Annotated in this window: 13 protein-coding genes and 3 tRNA genes; 7 read left to right on the plus strand and 9 right to left on the minus strand. The window is 60.6% G+C overall.

Annotated elements, in window-relative coordinates:
- Positions 1–248: 248 nt before the first annotated feature.
- Complete coding sequence (locus NAV32_RS11410; RefSeq protein WP_256052919.1) at positions 249–719, plus strand: DUF1289 domain-containing protein; 471 nt, start codon at positions 249–251, stop codon at positions 717–719.
- A 53-nt stretch (positions 720–772) separates the two neighbouring features.
- Here the strand turns inward: NAV32_RS11410 and NAV32_RS11415 are convergent, their stop codons facing one another.
- Positions 773–1,636 carry a universal stress protein gene (locus NAV32_RS11415; protein WP_256052920.1) on the minus strand — a complete coding sequence of 288 codons (864 nt, stop codon included), beginning with the start codon at positions 1,634–1,636 and terminating at the stop codon, positions 773–775.
- 171 nt (positions 1,637–1,807) lie between these two features.
- Between NAV32_RS11415 and NAV32_RS11420 the strand changes: the two genes are divergently transcribed.
- Complete coding sequence (locus NAV32_RS11420; RefSeq protein WP_256052921.1) at positions 1,808–2,413, plus strand: tRNA-(ms[2]io[6]A)-hydroxylase; 606 nt, start codon at positions 1,808–1,810, stop codon at positions 2,411–2,413.
- Here the strand turns inward: NAV32_RS11420 and lpxH are convergent, their stop codons facing one another.
- A complete protein-coding gene (gene lpxH / locus NAV32_RS11425) occupies positions 2,414–3,136 on the minus strand; it encodes a UDP-2,3-diacylglucosamine diphosphatase (protein ID WP_256052923.1) in 723 nt (240 codons plus the stop codon). It abuts the gene before it with no gap.
- A gap of 6 nt (positions 3,137–3,142) precedes the next feature.
- The gene (locus NAV32_RS11430) at positions 3,143–3,637 is read right to left on the minus strand and encodes a peptidylprolyl isomerase (protein ID WP_256052924.1); all 495 of its coding nucleotides are present in this window, start codon (positions 3,635–3,637) and stop codon (positions 3,143–3,145) included.
- 148 nt (positions 3,638–3,785) lie between these two features.
- On the opposite strand from NAV32_RS11430, the gene NAV32_RS11435 reads away from it, so the two are divergent.
- Positions 3,786–5,453 carry a glutamine--tRNA ligase/YqeY domain fusion protein gene (locus NAV32_RS11435; protein WP_256052925.1) on the plus strand — a complete coding sequence of 556 codons (1,668 nt, stop codon included), beginning with the start codon at positions 3,786–3,788 and terminating at the stop codon, positions 5,451–5,453.
- Positions 5,453–6,838 (plus strand): cysteine--tRNA ligase, encoded by a 1,386-nt coding sequence (gene cysS / locus NAV32_RS11440; protein ID WP_256052926.1) that lies wholly within the window; start codon positions 5,453–5,455, stop codon positions 6,836–6,838. Before NAV32_RS11435 ends, cysS begins: the two co-directional genes overlap by 1 nt.
- A 58-nt stretch (positions 6,839–6,896) precedes the next feature.
- On the opposite strand, the gene folD is transcribed toward cysS, so the two are convergent.
- Positions 6,897–7,751, minus strand: coding sequence for a bifunctional methylenetetrahydrofolate dehydrogenase/methenyltetrahydrofolate cyclohydrolase FolD (gene folD, locus NAV32_RS11445; RefSeq protein WP_256052927.1), 855 nt, complete (start codon positions 7,749–7,751; stop codon positions 6,897–6,899).
- Between the two features lie 269 nt (positions 7,752–8,020).
- Between folD and NAV32_RS11450 the strand changes: the two genes are divergently transcribed.
- From NAV32_RS11450 to NAV32_RS11460, 3 genes are all read left to right on the plus strand, one after another.
- Positions 8,021–8,097: transfer RNA gene (locus NAV32_RS11450), tRNA-Arg, on the plus strand.
- 34 nt (positions 8,098–8,131) lie between these two features.
- Positions 8,132–8,207: transfer RNA gene (locus NAV32_RS11455), tRNA-His, on the plus strand.
- Positions 8,208–8,254: 47 nt separating this feature from the next.
- Positions 8,255–8,339: transfer RNA gene (locus NAV32_RS11460), tRNA-Leu, on the plus strand.
- A gap of 704 nt (positions 8,340–9,043) precedes the next feature.
- Here NAV32_RS11460 and hemP read toward each other — a convergent pair.
- Genes hemP through NAV32_RS11485 form a run of 5 tightly spaced genes read right to left on the minus strand, consistent with a single transcriptional unit; the run spans position 9,044 to position 15,984 of the window.
- Positions 9,044–9,238, minus strand: coding sequence for a hemin uptake protein HemP (hemP, locus tag NAV32_RS11465; RefSeq protein ID WP_256052928.1), 195 nt, complete (start codon positions 9,236–9,238; stop codon positions 9,044–9,046).
- Between the two features lie 14 nt (positions 9,239–9,252).
- A complete protein-coding gene (locus NAV32_RS11470) occupies positions 9,253–9,561 on the minus strand; it encodes a DUF2149 domain-containing protein (protein WP_256052953.1) in 309 nt (102 codons plus the stop codon).
- A 5-nt stretch (positions 9,562–9,566) separates the two neighbouring features.
- Complete coding sequence (locus tag NAV32_RS11475; RefSeq protein WP_256052929.1) at positions 9,567–10,100, minus strand: MotA/TolQ/ExbB proton channel family protein; 534 nt, start codon at positions 10,098–10,100, stop codon at positions 9,567–9,569.
- Positions 10,101–10,114: 14 nt separating this feature from the next.
- Positions 10,115–14,068: a cobaltochelatase subunit CobN gene (gene cobN / locus NAV32_RS11480; RefSeq protein WP_256052930.1), complete on the minus strand. Its 3,954-nt coding sequence runs from the start codon at positions 14,066–14,068 to the stop codon at positions 10,115–10,117.
- Positions 14,068–15,984, minus strand: coding sequence for a TonB-dependent receptor plug domain-containing protein (locus NAV32_RS11485; protein WP_256052931.1), 1,917 nt, complete (start codon positions 15,982–15,984; stop codon positions 14,068–14,070). Before NAV32_RS11485 ends, cobN begins: the two co-directional genes overlap by 1 nt.
- Between the last annotated feature and the right edge of the window lie 990 nt (positions 15,985–16,974).

The raw sequence follows: 16,974 nt of genomic DNA on the forward strand, positions 1-16,974 counted from the left end.
CGTGACGCTTTGAAAACAGCTTCGTACGGATTGTGGCGCCGAAAACGGCGGGCCGATTCTACTGGAACGGGGCCATAAAGTTAAGTGAGCGGCTGCGGCGGCAGAGCATGACAGGCGCATTCCGACTGCTGTAACAAGGTGTCGAGGCCAGGTTTTGCGCGGCCTCCGGTCTGCTTCGAGCAATTCGACGGTGACCCGGCTAGGACAAAAGTCTAAGATGCTGGGCTGTTCTCCGGTTCATGTCTGTCATGTCAAATCAGCGCATCAAGACTCCCTGTGTTGGCCTTTGCTCGACGGTTTATGGCGATCTGGTCTGTCGTGGCTGCAAGCGCTTTCATCATGAAGTGGTGGGCTGGAACGCTTATGCAGATGAGGAAAGGCGCGCTGTCTGGCTGCGCCTGGAGCAGCTTCTGGCACAGGTAATGGCGGCGAAGCTGGAGGTCTTCGATGCGGATTTGTTGCGACAGCAGTTGCAGGCCAGACAGATCCGTTTTGTTGACGGGCAATCACCCTATGGCTGGGCTTATCAACTGATTGCACGCGGAGCGCGGGTTATCCAGCAGATTGAGGCTTATGGCGTGGGATTGCTGCCAGAGTTTCGAGACTGGTCATTGCTTGAGCTGCGTGACGCCATTGATCGGGAGTTCTTCCTGCTTTCGCAGGCTCATTACGAGCGTTACATCGCTCCGCGATTCATTGCCGGGGGTACTCCTGACTGATTACCGGGACGCCGTGCATCCCGGTTCAGCATGCGGCATGGCGCGCTCGTGATTTATCGCTGAGCTACCAGCTCTTCCAGGTGTTCGATGATGTCGTCGGGCTTCAATACCAGCACGTCACTTTCCAGCGCATCGAGTACCACTTCGGCTGTATTACCCATCAATGCCCCGGAAAGGCCGGTGCGGGCGACAGTGCCAATAACCGTTACCACAGCCTGAAGTTGCTTGCAGACATGCGGGATCAACGCATCAGCCGGACCTTCCTTGATATGCAGCTGGCTGTCGGGGACATCGAACTCGGCCTGGAACTGTTTGCAGGCATCGCGGTAGCGCGTCTCGATGGTTTCCTTCAACTGAAACGCCGGGTCTGCCGCAGACAGCATGGCTGAAGGATGAGCGCTGATGACATGCAGATTACCGCCGGCCAGGGCGGCTATTTCGTAGCCATGATTGATAATGCTGGCGTGCAGAGTGCGATGCTCGATATCGGCGTTGCCGACATCTACTGCGGCCAACACGTTACCGCCAGTCCAGGGTGTTGCGGTCTTGACCATTAGCACAGGGCAGGGGCAGTAGCGCAGCAGCTTCCAATCATCGGGGGTTAGCAGTGCACGCTTGAGTGGGTTGTCGGGAATATGCTGTTTGATCACCAGACCGCAGCCTTCGGCCTGCTGCGTGCTGATGATGGTCTGGTAGACGTTTTCGCGCCACGCCTGCCCGACACTGACCGTGTGACCATGGGTTTGCGTTTCTTCGCGCAGACGGTTCAGGTATTGGCTGTGATCCTGCTTGCCGTCACAGACCAACAGGTGCAGTCGTGACTGGCTGACGCTGGCAATCAGACAGGCGCGCTTGAGGGCAAGGTTTTCTGGCTGTTTAGGATCAATTACCACGAGAATACAGCGAATGGCTTGCATGATCGGCTCCGTTTCCTGTTCGGTTCATTGCACTATAGCCAAGCGCCTGGCGCTGGTCCGTGATGCATATCAATCAGCGCTGGCAGCGTAGAGGATGCCTCGTATAATGCATCACCGCTCTGACAGCCAGTATGCATTTTCTCTCACCCGCCACATATCAAGACGCTCATCATGCTTTCCGAATTGAACGAATTTCTGGGCTGCGCGACTCCCGCTGCCTGGGTCGAGGTTGCCTTGCAGAATCAGGACGTGATGCTTATCGATCACGGCAACTGCGAGAAAAAGGCTGCAGGCGCTGCCTTCCAGTTGATGTTCCGTTATGTCGACAAACCGGATCTGCAGAACAAGATGTCGCGTCTGGCGCGAGAGGAGCTGCGGCATTTCGAGCAGGTGCTGTCGATCATTCGCAAGCGGGAAATCCCTCTGCGCAATGTGGGCTCATCGCGTTATGCGGCAGGTTTGCGCGAACTGGTGCGCAACCATGAGCCTTACCGGCTGACCGATACACTGGTGATTGGCGCCTTTATCGAGGCGCGCTCCTGCGAGCGTTTCGCAATGCTGGTCCCGCATTTGGATGAGGAACTGGGCAGGTTCTATCACGGGCTGCTCAAGTCCGAGGCAAGGCATTTTCAGGACTATCTGAAGCTCGCCTATCTTTACGGCGATGCAGCCGATATCGACGCAACCATCGTCCGGGTACGAGAGCGGGAGTGCGAGCTGATCCAAAACCCCGATACGGAGTTTCGCTTTCACAGCGGCATCCCCGCAGCGGCCTGATCAGTCGAGCTCGAAAGACTCCTGGTGAAAACCTGATTCGTCGATCTGCAACGCCCAAGCCTGTTGATCCCAGTCGCCCAAGACAATGCGTTGCGCGGCCTGGCCGTCGATTTGCAGCGAATGGGTGGCAGGACGATGCGTATGGCCGTGAATCAGCGTGCGAACCTTGTGTTTGCGCATCACCCTGATCACTTCATCGGGGGTCACGTCGACGATATCGCTGGCCTTCATCCGCGTTTCTTCCTTGCTGGTCGAGCGCAGTTTCGATGCAATCTTCTGCCGCCTGGCGAGGGAGAGGCTATGCAGGATGAACAGGCTGAGCGGGTTGCGTAGAAGGCGACGCAGGCGCATGTAGCCCTCATCCTGAGTACACAGACTGTCACCATGCATTAGCAGTACGCGCTCGCCGCCGAGCCTGGCGATATGCGGGTCGGAGAGCAGCGTGCAGCCCGCTTCCTTGCAGAACGCCTGGCCGATCATGAAGTCGCGGTTGCCGTGCATCAGATAGAGGCGCGTGCCGCTTTCGCTCAGGGTGCGTAGCGCACTGGCAATCTCGTGCTGGTAGGGCGTCATACCATCGTCGCCGACCCAGACTTCGAAAAAGTCGCCGAGAATATAAAGCGCCTTGGCCTGGGTGGCGCGAGTCTCTAGAAAACGAAGAAACGCCCGGCTGATGTCCGGGCGCTTTTCTTCGAGGTGCAGATCTGAAATCAGCAGGATCAACGAGGCTTACTCGACGATTTCGGCTTTTTCGATGATCACGTCTTCCACCGGAACGTCCTGATGGCCCGACTTCATGGTGGTTGAAACGCCCTTGATCTTTTCAACTACATCCATGCCATCGACGACTTCACCGAAAACGGCATAGCCCCAGCCCTGGACGGTTGGTGCGGTGTGGTCAAGAAAGTCGTTGTCTTTAACGTTGATAAAAAACTGCGCAGAAGCCGAATGCGGCTCCATGGTACGAGCCATGGCCAGGGTGCCGGTCTTGTTGGATAGACCGTTGTTGGCTTCGTTCTTGATCTGGGCGCGGGTGGTTTTCTGCTTCATCCCCGGCTCGAAACCGCCGCCCTGGATCATGAAGTTGCTGATCACGCGATGAAAGATAGTGCCGTCGTAATGGCCGCTCTTAACGTATTCCTTGAAGTTGGCCGTGGTTTCAGGAGCCTTGTCTTCGAACAGCTTGACGGTGATGACGCCGTGATTGGTATGGAGCAGGATCATTGAAGGCTTCCTTGTATCAAAAAGAGGGATGTCGTTGCTGCAGAGGGCGGGTGCCTGGCTCTGTCAGGGGGTTGACGGGTCCGCTATGATAAGCGCTTTGATTTGGCCGGCCTACCCTGAGCCGCACTCGCTGATCGTTAAGGACATCATGAGCAAGCCCGAGACTACCGCAGCCACCAATTTCCTTCGCCCCATCGTTCAGGCCGACCTGGACGCCGGCAAGCACGCCAAGATCGTCACTCGTTTCCCGCCAGAGCCCAATGGCTACCTGCACATCGGCCACGCCAAGTCGATCTGCCTGAACTTCGGCCTGGCTCAGGAGTTTGGCGGCGCCTGCAATCTGCGTTTTGATGACACCAACCCAGCCAAGGAAGATCAGGAATACATCGACGCCATCAAGAGTGATGTCGAATGGCTGGGCTTTCAGTGGGCCGGTGAGGAGCATTACGCCTCCGACTATTTTGACCAGTTGTACGCATGGGCGGTCCACCTGATCGAGACGAGCAAGGCCTATGTCTGCGACCTGACGCCGGAGCAGGCCCGCGAGTATCGCGGAAGCCTGACCGAGCCGGGCAAGAACAGTCCGTTCCGTGAGCGCTCCGTAGAAGAAAACCTCGATCTGTTCGCGCGCATGAAAGCCGGCGAATTCCCGGATGGTGCCCGTGCACTGCGGGCGAAGATCGACATGGCTTCACCCAACATGAACCTGCGCGACCCGATTCTCTATCGCATCCGCCATGCTCACCATCACCAGACCGGTGACAAGTGGTGCATCTACCCCAGCTACGATTTCACCCATGGCCAGTCGGACGCCATCGAAGGCATCACGCATTCGATCTGCACCCTGGAGTTCGAGGATCACCGTCCGCTGTACGAGTGGTTCCTGGCCAACTTGCCGGTGCCGGCGCAGCCGCGTCAGTACGAATTCGCCCGCCTCAACCTGAACTACACCATCACCAGCAAGCGCAAGCTCAAGCAGCTGGTCGATGAGAAGCACGTGAACGGCTGGGACGATCCGAGGATGTCGACGCTTTCGGGCTTTCGTCGTCGCGGTTACACCCCGGCGTCGATCCGCAATTTCTGCGACATGATCGGTGTGAATCGCGCCGGCGGCGTCGTCGACATCGGCATGTTGGAATTCGCCATCCGTGAGGATCTGGATGCCAACGCAGCGCGTGCGATGTGTGTGCTGAAACCGCTCAAGTTGGTGATCACCAACTACCCGGAAGGCCAGGTCGAGAACCTCGAGCTGCCGCGCCATCCCAAGCAGGATATGGGCGTGCGGGTGCTGCCATTCAGCCGGGAACTCTACATCGACGCCGGCGACTTCGAGGAAGTCCCTCCGGCTGGGTTCAAACGCTTGATTCCGGGCGGCGAAGTGCGCCTGCGCGGCAGCTACGTGATCCGTGCCGATGAAGCGATCAAGGACGATGCTGGCAACGTCGTGGAGCTACGCTGCTCCTATGACGAGAACACCCTGGGTAAAAACCCCGAGGGGCGCAAGGTCAAGGGCGTGATCCATTGGGTGCCAGCCGCCGAGAGCGTCGAGTGCGAAGTGCGTCTGTACGATCGGCTGTTTCGTTCGGCAAATCCGGAAAAGGACGAGGAGGGCGGTAGTTTCCTCGACAACATCAATCCGGAGTCGCTGGTGGTGCTCAAGGGTTGCCGTGCCGAGCCGTCGCTGGCCAGTGCCGAGCCTGAAGAACGGTTCCAGTTTGAGCGCGAAGGCTATTTCTGCACCGACATGAAGGACAGCAAGCCCGGCGCGCCCGTGTTCAACCGCACCGTCACGTTGCGTGACTCCTGGGGTCAATGATGGCGTTGTCGATCTACAACACCCTGAGCAAGACCAAGGAAGCCTTCCGCCCGCTGGAAGGCAACAAGGTGCGTATGTACGTCTGTGGCATGACGGTCTATGACTTCTGCCACATCGGTCATGCACGGGTGATGGTCGCGTTCGACGTGGTCACCCGCTGGCTGCGTCACCGCGGTTATGACGTGACCTACGTGCGCAATATCACCGACATCGACGACAAGATCATCCGTCGCGCCAGCGAGAACGGCGAGCCGTTTCAGGCCCTGGTCGAGCGCATGATTACCGCCATGCATGAGGACGAGACGCGCCTTAACGTGTTGCGTCCTGACATCGAGCCGCGTGCCACGGACCATATCGCCGGCATGCACCAGATGATCCAGACGCTGATCGACAAGGGCTTCGCCTATGCTCCGGGCAACGGCGACGTCTACTACCGCGTCGGCAAGTTCGTCGGTTACGGCAAGCTGTCGCGGCGCAAGATCGAGGACCTGAAGATCGGCGCGCGCATCGAGGTCGACGAGGCCAAGGAAGATCCACTGGATTTCGTACTGTGGAAGGGCGCCAAGCCCGGCGAACCGAGTTGGGATTCGCCGTGGGGCGCTGGACGTCCTGGCTGGCATATCGAGTGTTCGGTGATGTCGACCTGCTGTCTCGGCGAAACCTTTGACATCCATGGCGGCGGGCCGGACCTGGTGTTCCCGCACCACGAAAACGAGATCGCCCAAAGCGAAGCAGCCACCGGCAAGCAGTACGCCAATGCCTGGATGCATGCAGGTGCGGTGCGCGTGGACGGCGAGAAGATGTCCAAGAGCCTTGGCAACTTCTTCACCATTCGTGAAGTGCTGGAAAAGTATCACCCGGAGGTGGTGCGCTACCTGCTGGTTTCCAGCCACTACCGCAGCCCGATCAACTACTCCGAAGACAGCCTGCGCGAAGCCAAGGGTGCCCTGGAGCGTTTCTACAACGGCCTAAAGGGCCTGCCTGACGCTGAGCCTGCCGGTGGCGATGAGTTCACAGCGCGCTTCGCTGCAGCGATGGACGACGACTTCAACTCACCGGAAGCCTGTGCGGTACTGTTCGAGATGATCCGCGAGGTGAACCGTCTGCGTGAATCCGATCTGGCTGCAGCTGCGGCGCTGGCTGCACGCCTCAAAGAACTGGCTGGCGTGTTGGGTGTGCTGCAGCTTGAGCCTGAAGCCTTCCTGCAGGCTGGCGCGTCAGGGAAGGTCGATTCCGCCGAGGTCGAAGTGTTGATCGCTGCGCGCCTCACGGCACGGGCTGAAAAGAACTGGGCCGAATCCGATCGTATCCGCGACCAGCTCACCGCGATGGGCGTGGTGCTGGAGGATGGCAAAGGTGGCACGACCTGGCGCTTGGCTGAATAAGTAGGCGCAAGAACAAGAACGGCACCAACAGGTGCCGTTCTTGTTTCAGCTCTCACAGTTAGCCGTGCAGATGCTCGGCAGCATGCAGGGTGTTTTCCAGCAGGCAGGCGCGCGTCATCGGGCCAACTCCGCCGGGTACTGGAGTGATCCAGCCGGCACGTTGTACGGCTACATCGAACTCGACGTCCCCGACCAGCTTGCCATCGGCCTGCCGGTTGATACCGACATCGATGACGATGGCGCCTTCCTTGATCCATTCGCCTTTGACCAGTCCGGTAATCCCCGTTGCTACCACGATCAGATCGGCCCGCCTGACATGCTCACTCAGATCATGCGTGAAACGATGGGTAACGGTCGTGGTGCAACCAGCCAGCAGCAACTCCAGGGCCATCGGGCGACCGACGATATTGGATGCGCCGACAACAACGGCATTGAGGCCGTGCAGATCGACGCCGGTGCTTTCCAGTAGGGCCATGATGCCTTTCGGGGTGCAGGGGCGTAGCAGAGGCATCCGCTGGGCAAGTCGGCCAATATTGTATGGATGGAAACCGTCAACATCCTTGTCCGGGCGAATGCGCTCCAGTAGCTGCGAAGCGTCCAGATGCCTGGGCAAGGGCAGCTGTACAAGGATGCCGTCGACAAGCGGGTCATCGTTGAGTTGATCGATCAGCCTCAGTAGCGCGTCCTGACTGGTCTCGGCAGGCAGGTCATGGGCGGTGGACTTGAAGCCCACTTCCTCACAGTCCCTGCGCTTGTGCGCAACATAGACCTCAGAGGCTGGATCGGTACCTACAAGTATCACTGCCAGCCCGGGAACCCTTAGGCCTTGCTTGGTGCGCTCGGCAACTTTGGCGGCGATCTGCTGGCGGATGTTGGCAGCGATCGTTTTACCGTCGATCAGTTTTGCGGTCATGACGCTTGATTAACCATCGGAAAGGACTGAAAAAGGACGCGCATTCTCGCACGATGACACGGTCTGGCAAAGACGCAGCGTCAATGAGTTCGCGTAACTCCTTTATCCCGCTGAACTTTTTTTCATTTTGCTGTTGACGACTTGCTGGCAGGCCCTTAAGATTCGCCCCGCTTGTCGAGCACAGCCTGCTGATGGGTAAGACGGCCTTTGAGGATGCTTTTCATGGCCGGAGCTTTAAAGTCTGCGCTCCGAATAGAATGCAGATAAAAGCGCCCGTAGCTCAGTTGGATAGAGCATCCGCCTTCTAAGCGGATGGTCGCAGGTTCGAATCCTGCCGGGTGCGCCATTTATTTGGTCTCTGGCACAAGCAATGCAATATGGTGGGCGTAGCTCAGTTGGTAGAGCACAGGATTGTGGCTCCTGCGGTCGTGGGTTCGAACCCCATCGTCCACCCCATATTCCGAAACGCCAGGCTCTGCCTGGCGTTTTCGTTTGAAGTACTCGCGGACGTGGTGGAATTGGTAGACACACCAGATTTAGGTTCTGGCGCCGCAAGGTGTGAGAGTTCGAGTCTCTCCGTCCGCACCATTACATGATTTCGGGACCCCTCTGGAGAACTCGAATATCCCTAAAAGCCCCGTAATAGGGGCTTTTTTGTGCCTGTTCACTTTTCACTTGGTCCCGCTAAAGTTTGTGCCAGCGCGATAGTTTAGGTACATAAATGCGTACATCACGAGTTCGATTACACATGCCGCTCACGGATACGGTTGTTCGCCAAGCCAGGTGATAAGGCATACACGCTTTCAGATGCGTCCATCCACGTGGCGGTAAGTAGGGGCATTTTCGGTACCGGCTGATCGGGAAGGGCTGCCGCATCTCGCTCGGCACCTATCCCGGAGTTTCCCGCAAACTTGCGCGCCTTCGCCGAGACAGGCCAGGCAACAAGTTGCCCTCGGGCTTGATCCGAGAGGCTTGCCGGACGAGGCGTCAGCCATCGTTTCCTTCCGACAGGTCGCCAACAGTTGCGTTGGGACCCGGCATTCCAGGTGTGTGCATCCAGGCTGCCATTTCGTCCGGTGCTGATGACCGAGGGGACAAAGCGTGGATCGCCACGGTTGGTGAGCCTCTTGAGACGCCCCGGCGCGTCAAGGTCCCGCTGGATGACTATATACCTCGGGATTGATGCGCTGTCGCCATACCGATACCGGCCACGTCCTAGTCGGTTTGGGTCGCCGTCGGATCGAAAAACACCCCGTGAGCGAGCGCGCATTGGTCCGTCAGGCCAACGGGTTTCACTTGGTCAAAATCAGTTTGTTCTGCCGCGTCAGCCGCAGTACGTATTCATGGCCGTCATGGAGGATAACCATCTCGGTTGATCCCTCCAGCAATTGATCGCTGCAGACGCGCCGACGAGGAGGGCTAACAGCGACGGGTTCTATTCGCTCTCTCAGTGGACCGTAGCGTAGATTTCGTTCCAATAGGGTCATGCTGGGCTCCTTGCTCATTCAGGGACATACACCATCGAGCCGTCCTTGAGCCGATAGGCCACGCCCGCCTTGGCACCTTCGCCCTGACCGATGTCGCCGGTCGATGTGTAGTGCTCCATCGTCTTGCCCTCCTTGACGTAAATTTCCATATTTGGTTTGCCGGCATTCTTGATCACCGTGACATCCTCGTCGCTGGCGAACGGATTGACCGGGTTGTTGGCCACGGCGATCAATAGCGCGGCGATGATCACCAGAAACACATCGATCAGGTTCACCACTGAGAGGATCGGATCATCGGCCTCGGCTTCTTCCAGCAGGCGCAGACTCATCAGGCGATCTCCACCGTCAGTTCATGGGCCACCCCAGCCGCTGCGCCCTTGCCGTTGCGCTGCTCGTGCTCGATCTGCACCAGTTCCTCGGCGTACCAGCGACGACGCACGTTGACCACCCAATAGGTCAGCGAGGCGGCCAGCAGCGAGAGAATCACCGCTGAGAAAGCCACGGTGAGGTTGTCACTGACCTGATCCAGCTGGCCACTGGAAAGCCCCTTGAGCGCCGGCCCCATGGGAATCATGGTGGCCACCAGGCCGAGCATCGGTGTCACGCGGGTGACAATGCGCGGCACCTCCAGGCGCTTGAAGGCCAGGGTTTCCAGCTCCACCGCGCTCATATCCGGCGCCTGGCGCCAGCTGTGCAGCAGGTCGAAGCCGCGCGCATCGCCCTGGCGACGCTGACGCGACTGCCAGAGAAACCCACCGACGGCATAGAAGGCATAGAGAAACATCAGGATCACCGCCAGCAGCACCGGCAGCATGAACAGTTGGCTGGCGCTGTAAAGCGCCGATTCGACGAGGTATTGCATGGGTTCTCCCTGGGTCATGCACGGACCGGCAGGCGCCGGCCCTGTTGATAAATTCCGGCCAGCAGTGCCAGCCCCACCAGCAGCAATGCCACCAGCGGTAGCCAGTCGAAAGGCTGCGGCTGAGCCTGCTGTTTTTCCAGTTTCTGGCCTTGCACCTGCTGCACCGGCGTGGCGGCGTCGGGTTCGCCGGGCGGCGTCTCGGCGCTGTCGCTGGCAGGAGCAGCGAGGCCGAAGCCGGCGGCGGCCTGCTCGACGTATTCGCTGAACTTCGCGTTGTCGCTGATCACGTCATGTTGCTCAGCCAATGCCTGCCAGCGCTGCGCCAACTGCTGCAGCGTCTGGGCGTCGGTGTCCCAGTACTCCTTGCGCGCCACTTCCAGCAGACGTTCGATCAGTTGCGCCTGGGCCTGAGGGTGGTGTTTCTCAAACCATTTATTGATGCCCAGCTCCAGCTTGTCGTCGACGTAGACGGCCTTGAACTCGTCCCATTGGTCGCTGCGCACGGTTTCCGGTGCGGTGACCTGCCAGCCCCACAGGTTGTTGGCGGTGCCCAGCACCTCCAGTGCGCCGCTGTAGCCTTCCTGCTGGATGGACTTGATCCAGCCGGGGTGGAAGTAGCGGGCGCGCAGGTCACGGGCTAGGAAGCCCGCAGCGGTTTCGCTGCGCGGGTTGTCGGCGTCGCGCAGGTTACTGATGTACAGCTCCGGCGACTGGCCATCCAGATGGCGCACCGCAAGGCCCAGGCCGCCCAGATACTGGAAGGGATCATCGGTGGTGAGCATGCCGTAGAGGTTGGAAGAGCGCGACAGCACTGCGCCCTGCACGCCACGCAGTTGCTCGGCATAGAGGTTCACCGTGGATTTCTCGCCCCAGCGTTCGCTGTCCGGGCCGTAGGCGAACTGCATGCGCTCCAGGTACAACTCAGCCAGTTTTTCCTCGCCGGCGGCGCGGTCCTGGCCACCGTCGGCGGCTTCGCCGAAGCTGTCGCTGGCCAACGTGGCGCCCTCCAGGCCGGTGCTGTAAGCACCGGATTCCGAAGAGAAGATCCGCGTGCGTGCCGCCAGCGACGCTTCCTCGGCAGGCAGCCCGCGCGCCAGCAGCGCCTGCTCAATACGCCGGCTGTTGGCGGCTATCACGTTGTCCGGCTCGTCCAGGGTGCTGGCCTGGTCGGCGGCCTGAGCCAGCCAGTGCATGACGTTGGGGAACTGATCACGGTACAGGCCGGTGGCGGAGATCACTGCGTCGATGCGCGGACGGCTCAGCTCGGCAGCAGGAATTGCCTCGATGCCGGTCACCCGCCCGGCGGCGTCCCACTGAGGCTTGAAGCCCATCACCGCCAGCACCTGGGCTTCGAGCATGCCGAAGTGGCGCATGGTTTCCACCGACCAGAGGGTGAAGGCCAGCTTGTTTGGGTAGTCGCCATGCAGTTCACGGTGTTGCTCGATCAATCGTTCGGCGGCCACCTTGCCGGCTTCCCAGGCTTCGCGAGTCGGAATGCGCGAAGGATCGAAGCCGTACAGGTTGCGCCCGGTGGGCAGGCTGTCGGGATTCTTGATCGGGTCGCCGCCGTAGGAGCTGGGCACATGGCGACCCTGCAAGGCACCGAAGTAGCCATCCAGTTCGCTGTCGTTGCCCAGCTTTTGCCAGTAGTCGCGACCCCGCTCCAGCAGTTCGCCGATGACCGGGTCGCCCGTCCAGGGCTGGTTCTGCCGGACATGACTGTCCAGCAGTGTCCACACCGGGGTAGAGCGAATCTGCTCGTAGTCGACCAGCAGCAGTTCTTCCGGATCATCCGGCGCCAGCGCCGCCAGCAGTGGCTTGCCGAGCATCTGCTGCACGGTGAGCAGACGCAGGTCACTGTCCGCCGGCACCCCGAAGCGGGCCAGGCCCAGCGGTTGCTGCTCCAGCGCCAGGTCGTGCAGCTGCACGTGCAGAGCGTCGACGAAGGCGCTGAAATCGTCATTGATGGCCGACATGTCGAGCGCCATGTCCTTGTCGATCTTCAGTTCGCCGGTCAGCTCCTGGATACGTGCGGCGGTGGCGCTGCGCACCTCGCCCTCGGTCATGTTGAGCCATTGGTGCAGCAGGTCGTGCAGCTCGTTGAGCTGGCCATGCAGCCCCGCCGGGCCGAACGACGGCGTGTTGTGGCTGATGGTCACCGCGCGGCCACGGCGCTTGGTTTGCAGCGCTTCGCCGATGTTGTCGACGATATAGGGGTAGATCACCGGCAAATCGCCGAGCACCAGATACGGCGCCTCCAGTACGTCCAGGCCGCGCTCCTTGCCCGGCTGCCATTCGGACGAGCCATGGGTGCCGAAATGCACCAGCGCATCGGCGCCGAAACCTTCGCGCAGCCACAGGTAGGCCGCCAGGTAGCTGTGCGACGGCGGCACCTTGGTGTCGTGGTAGAGCGCCTTCTCGCGGTCGTCCAGGCGTTCGCCACGCGGTGGCTGCGGCATGATGACCTGCTTGCCCAGTTGCAGGCGTGGAATGACGAAAGCGCTCTCTCCGGTCAGGAACAATCCGGCCTGTTGCGGCTTGCCCCAGCGTTCGAGAATCGGCTGACGCACGGCTTCGGGCAGGCCATCGAACCAGGCCTGGTAGGTTTCCAGCGGCAGGCGTGCGGCGCGCTCGTTGGCCAGCAATTCCTCCAGCTTGCCGTCACGGTAGAACGGCGCCAGCAAGCCGCTCAGTTCCTCAATCAGCCGCGTTTCGTCGGTCTGTTCCACGTTGTATCCGCGCTCGGCATAGGCGTCGAGCAAACGCTCCAGGCTGCGCGGCACATTGAGGAAAGAAGCGCCGAGGTTCTTCTCGCCGGGCGGGTAGTTGTAGAACTGGATGGCCGTTTTCACGTCTTCGTGGGGCAGCCGTTGCAGGCGCGCCAGGCGCATGGCCTTGTCGATCACCGCCTGCAACTGGCGCTCGATGGAGACGATGTCGCCATCGGCCTTGCGCGTAGCGGCGGCGAACAGCGGGTCGATCAGTCCGGCGAACTCCGGCTGCGCCAGGTAGAAGGGAATGTCCTGAGGATCGAGGCCCTTGGGATCGACTTCCCAGTCCGCCTGCTCGCCGCCCCGGTAGGGCATGGCCTGCAATACCGGGATGCCGAGCTGCTCGAACTCTTCCTTGCGGCCCGCGCCGTTGAGCATGATCTGCATATTGATCAGCACATCGGCCCGCGGCTGGCCGGCACTGCTGAGCAGCGCGGTGATCTCGCCGTTGCCCATGGCCGAGGTGTACAGCGGCACGGCCAGCGCACCGGCAGTCTCGATGCGGTGCAGCGTGTCATCGACGAAACCGGTCAGCCCGGAATCCATATAGGCCTTATGAAAGAGCACGCCGATCAGCGGCACCTCGGGACGCAGCTCGACGCCCTTCCAGGTGAGGAAGTCGTCCAGGCTGGCGAAGATGCGGCCCTGCGCCTCAGGGTGATAGATGCCGGCTTGCGGATGAATCTCCGGCGCAGTACAGGTCGCGCCGTCTGCACCACTGAACTGCGCCTGCAGGCGACAGAAGAAGCCGTTGAAATTAGGTACGCCACCGTTGCTGTAATAGACATCCAGGTCGGCGATCAACGCTTCGGACAACTGCCGGCCACGGCTGCCATCACGGCGCAGCCAGACCCAGGACGTCTGCACGGCATCCAGCAGCGGGCCCAGGCTCATCTGCACGGTGCCCAGCGCCGCGCCATAAGGCGCGTCGATCACCAGTAGGTCATAGTCATCCAGCTCGGCCTTGCCCGGCGTCGCGGCGGAGCTATCCAGCATGCGGTAGTCGAGTGCGAAGCCGGCTGCGGCAGCTAGCGGTTTCAGACGCTCGAACTTGCCTGCCTGCACCGGCGCGGCGGCGATGAACAGTAGGCGCTTGGACGGCACTGTCTCGGCCTGGATACGCATGGACTGGCTCAGCACCAGCAGGCCACAGACGAACAGCATCAGCGTCTTGCCCAGCATGAAGAGTTCGCGCATCAGAAACTGGCCTCCACTGCCAGCCATCCGGTGCGGCCTTGCTCGACATAGCCGAACAGCTCGGACTTGTCCTCCAGGCGCAGGTCACCAACGTTCTGCACGCCGCCACGCAGCATCAGGTTGTCATGTAGCTGATAGCCAAGGCTGGCATTGACCAGGCTGTAACCCGGCGCGCGTTCCTGGCCGCTGGTGCCTTCCAGGTGCTGCTTGCCGATGTATTCCCATTGCAGCAGCGCATTCCACTTGCCTGCCTGCCACTCCAGCGATGGCGTGGCGGTGAACTCCGGACGGCCGTTGAGCTTGGCGTCGGTCTTGGCGTTGCGCGCATCCATCCAGTTCAGGGTGGTGCCCAGGGCAATGCCATAAGCCAACTCGCGACGTGCCGAAAGCTCCACACCTTCGATGCGGGCTTCCTCGATGTTGTCGTACTGGTAGATGGTGCGCGGCGGCATGCCCGGCTCGCGCCGCAGCACGCGGTAGTAGATCAGGTCGTCGATTTCGTTGCGGTAGAGGTTGGCGGTGTAGACGCTGCGCTCGTCATGCCAATCCACGCCCAGCTCGAAGGAGCGGCTGGTTTCCGGCTTGATGTCGGCATTGCCAAGGAAGGTGTGCGGGCCTTCGGCACCGACGTAGTTGGGCGAGATTTGCTTCAGGGTCGGTGCCCGGAAGGCCTCGCCGTAGCCTGCTTTGAAGGTCAGCTCCGACGTGGCTCGCCAGACCAGCCAGGCACGCGGGCTGGTTTCGCGGCCGAATATCTCGTGATCGTCCAGACGCGCGCCGAGGGTCAGTGCCCAGTCGTCGGCCAGGGCGATTTCATCCTGGATGAACACCGCCTTGTGCACCACCGCGTCGGAGCCGCCGATCAGACCGGCGTTCTCCAGACGTTCGTCACGGTACTCGCCACCGACGGTCAGGGCATGGCTATCGCCGAGGTGAAAAGCCAGGCTGGCGTCCCAGACGTCATCGCGAATCGACTGCGGGCGGGTCGGTGCCAGGTTCTGGGTGCGCGTGTTGGTGACATCGAACTCCGAACGGGTGAAGCGCAGCTGCGATTGCAGCGCGCCCCAGTCGGCGTTCCAGGCCAGGGAATCCTGGCTGCGTTCCAGCTCGTAGGTGTCCAGATAGATAGGGCGTGCGTAGTAGGCATATTGCTGATTGCGGTCACGGGTCTCGTCGCTGCGCAGCATGTCGAGTTTCAGTGTCTGGCCCTGGATCGGGCTGTAGCTCAGTCCCAGGTTGCCGGTCTGGCGGTCCTGGCCTTCCACTTCAGAGACGCGCGCGTCCTGCTCCCAGGGTGTGGATTCGCGGCGCACTTCCTCGACGCTCAGCGCCAGGTTCAAACCTTCGGCCAACGGCCCGGAAGCACGTGCGGCCATACGATGACCATTGCCAGTATCGCCATCGCCCACTTCGCCACGCAGCGTGACGCCGCCATGCCATTCGCTCTGCGCCTGGCGGGTGATGATATTGATCACCCCGCCGATGGCTTCCGAGCCGTACAACGCGGACATCGGCCCGCGAACCACTTCGATGCGCTCGATTTGCTCAATGCCGACCCAGCCGTACTGGTAGTCGGAATGGCCGATAGTGTCGTCAGTGGAGGAAATGCGCCGACCATCGATCAGCACCAGGGTATGGCGGTCTTCCGCGCCACGAATGCTGAGGGTCTTGCGTCCGCCGACCTGACGGCCGTTGAGGCTGATACCCGGCGTGCCGCGCAGGGCTTCGAGCAGGTTGGTGGCGCCGCGCGCCTTGATCTGCTCGGCGGTGATGACCGTCACTGCCGCCGGTGCATCGGCCAGCGCCTGTGCGCTTCGAGTGGCGGTCACCACCATTGGATTGAGTTCGGTCGTGCCTGCGGCAAGAACTGCCGGAGAAACCATGATGCATGCCATTGCCAGCGCGTGCCTGCGCATATTCACCCCCTCGGAAGAATGAGAATGGCTGGCTTGGGATTCAAGGCCCTGGCTGGCTAAGAGTTGTATTGGTATCGACGAACATCTTAATGAGAACTATTAGCAAATGCAATTGAGCACGTGTGAATACCGTAGCGGACATTCCGCCATCGAGAGGGTGCGTGTGAAGGTAGGTCGTCAGCCGCTGCGTAAGGCCTCGATCCGCTAGTCGGGTTGAAAGACATATGCCAATGCCATGCGCTACACCGTACTGTCGCAGGGCCAGCGGCTGCGGCTTGATGGGCTGGCCATTTATGGAAGGCACTCGGGCGTATGGGTTCGTCCAAGGCTATGACCGGCGAAGCGGCAGCCGGCCAGGAGTGCGAGCAGGAGAGGGCAGGCGTACTGTTTGGCGAGACTCTTGTTTTTCATGGCTGCTTGCCCGTTCCGTAGTGTCCAGCTCACAGGCCGCTGACGTAAATGCTGCGCAGCTTCTCTTTGGTGTGCGGGGCAACCACCGAGACGCTTTTCCGGGCGCCAAGCTTTCGCGAACCATGGCAGTTTCTCCTCGATGCTTCAGCAGCGACGCAGCTCCTGGCCGAGCGCTTCGGTAGTCTTATCTGGTTGTCCGCGGCTGAGTGGACACTGACTTAAAGTGGATAATGTCCGCCGCAAGGAGTGCTCATGACCCAGACCAGACGGCGCTTTCCCGAATCCTTCAAACCCGAGGGGTAGACCAGTGTGCTTGCCGGCACGCCGCTTCGTCATGTGGCTCACGCGTTGGTATTGCTGAAAGCCTGCTAGGCAAATGGACGCGCCAGTACAGCAGCAAGGTGACGAAACTTTTCTGGGCAACGGCAAGCAGCGTGGCGTGAGTGTGGAGTTGCGTCGGCTACGCTAGCAACTGGGCCACACCATGGAGCGCGAGGCTCTTCGCGTAGACATAGAAGGCTTGATAGCTCGCAGGTGTGCTGCAGCGGTTCCATGAACACATGAGCAGCCCGTTTGCAT

It is taken from the genome of Stutzerimonas stutzeri (assembly GCF_024448695.1).
GTDB classification, from domain to species: domain Bacteria; phylum Pseudomonadota; class Gammaproteobacteria; order Pseudomonadales; family Pseudomonadaceae; genus Stutzerimonas; species Stutzerimonas stutzeri_T.

What these genes read in the sequence shown, in the direction of transcription:
- folD (WP_256052927.1), bottom strand. Translation starts at nt 7,751, where the DNA reads ATGACCGCAAAACTGATCGACGGTAAAACGATCGCTGCCAACATCCGC.
- hemP (WP_256052928.1), bottom strand. Translation starts at nt 9,238, where the DNA reads ATGACCCTATTGGAACGAAATCTACGCTACGGTCCACTGAGAGAGCGA.
- NAV32_RS11435 (WP_256052925.1), top strand. Translation starts at nt 3,786, where the DNA reads ATGAGCAAGCCCGAGACTACCGCAGCCACCAATTTCCTTCGCCCCATC.
- NAV32_RS11485 (WP_256052931.1), bottom strand. Translation starts at nt 15,984, where the DNA reads ATGCGCAGGCACGCGCTGGCAATGGCATGCATCATGGTTTCTCCGGCA.
- cysS (WP_256052926.1), top strand. Translation starts at nt 5,453, where the DNA reads ATGGCGTTGTCGATCTACAACACCCTGAGCAAGACCAAGGAAGCCTTC.
- NAV32_RS11415 (WP_256052920.1), bottom strand. Translation starts at nt 1,636, where the DNA reads ATGCAAGCCATTCGCTGTATTCTCGTGGTAATTGATCCTAAACAGCCA.
- NAV32_RS11410 (WP_256052919.1), top strand. Translation starts at nt 249, where the DNA reads ATGTCAAATCAGCGCATCAAGACTCCCTGTGTTGGCCTTTGCTCGACG.
- NAV32_RS11475 (WP_256052929.1), bottom strand. Translation starts at nt 10,100, where the DNA reads ATGCAATACCTCGTCGAATCGGCGCTTTACAGCGCCAGCCAACTGTTC.
- NAV32_RS11430 (WP_256052924.1), bottom strand. Translation starts at nt 3,637, where the DNA reads ATGATCCTGCTCCATACCAATCACGGCGTCATCACCGTCAAGCTGTTC.
- cobN (WP_256052930.1), bottom strand. Translation starts at nt 14,068, where the DNA reads ATGCGCGAACTCTTCATGCTGGGCAAGACGCTGATGCTGTTCGTCTGT.
- NAV32_RS11420 (WP_256052921.1), top strand. Translation starts at nt 1,808, where the DNA reads ATGCTTTCCGAATTGAACGAATTTCTGGGCTGCGCGACTCCCGCTGCC.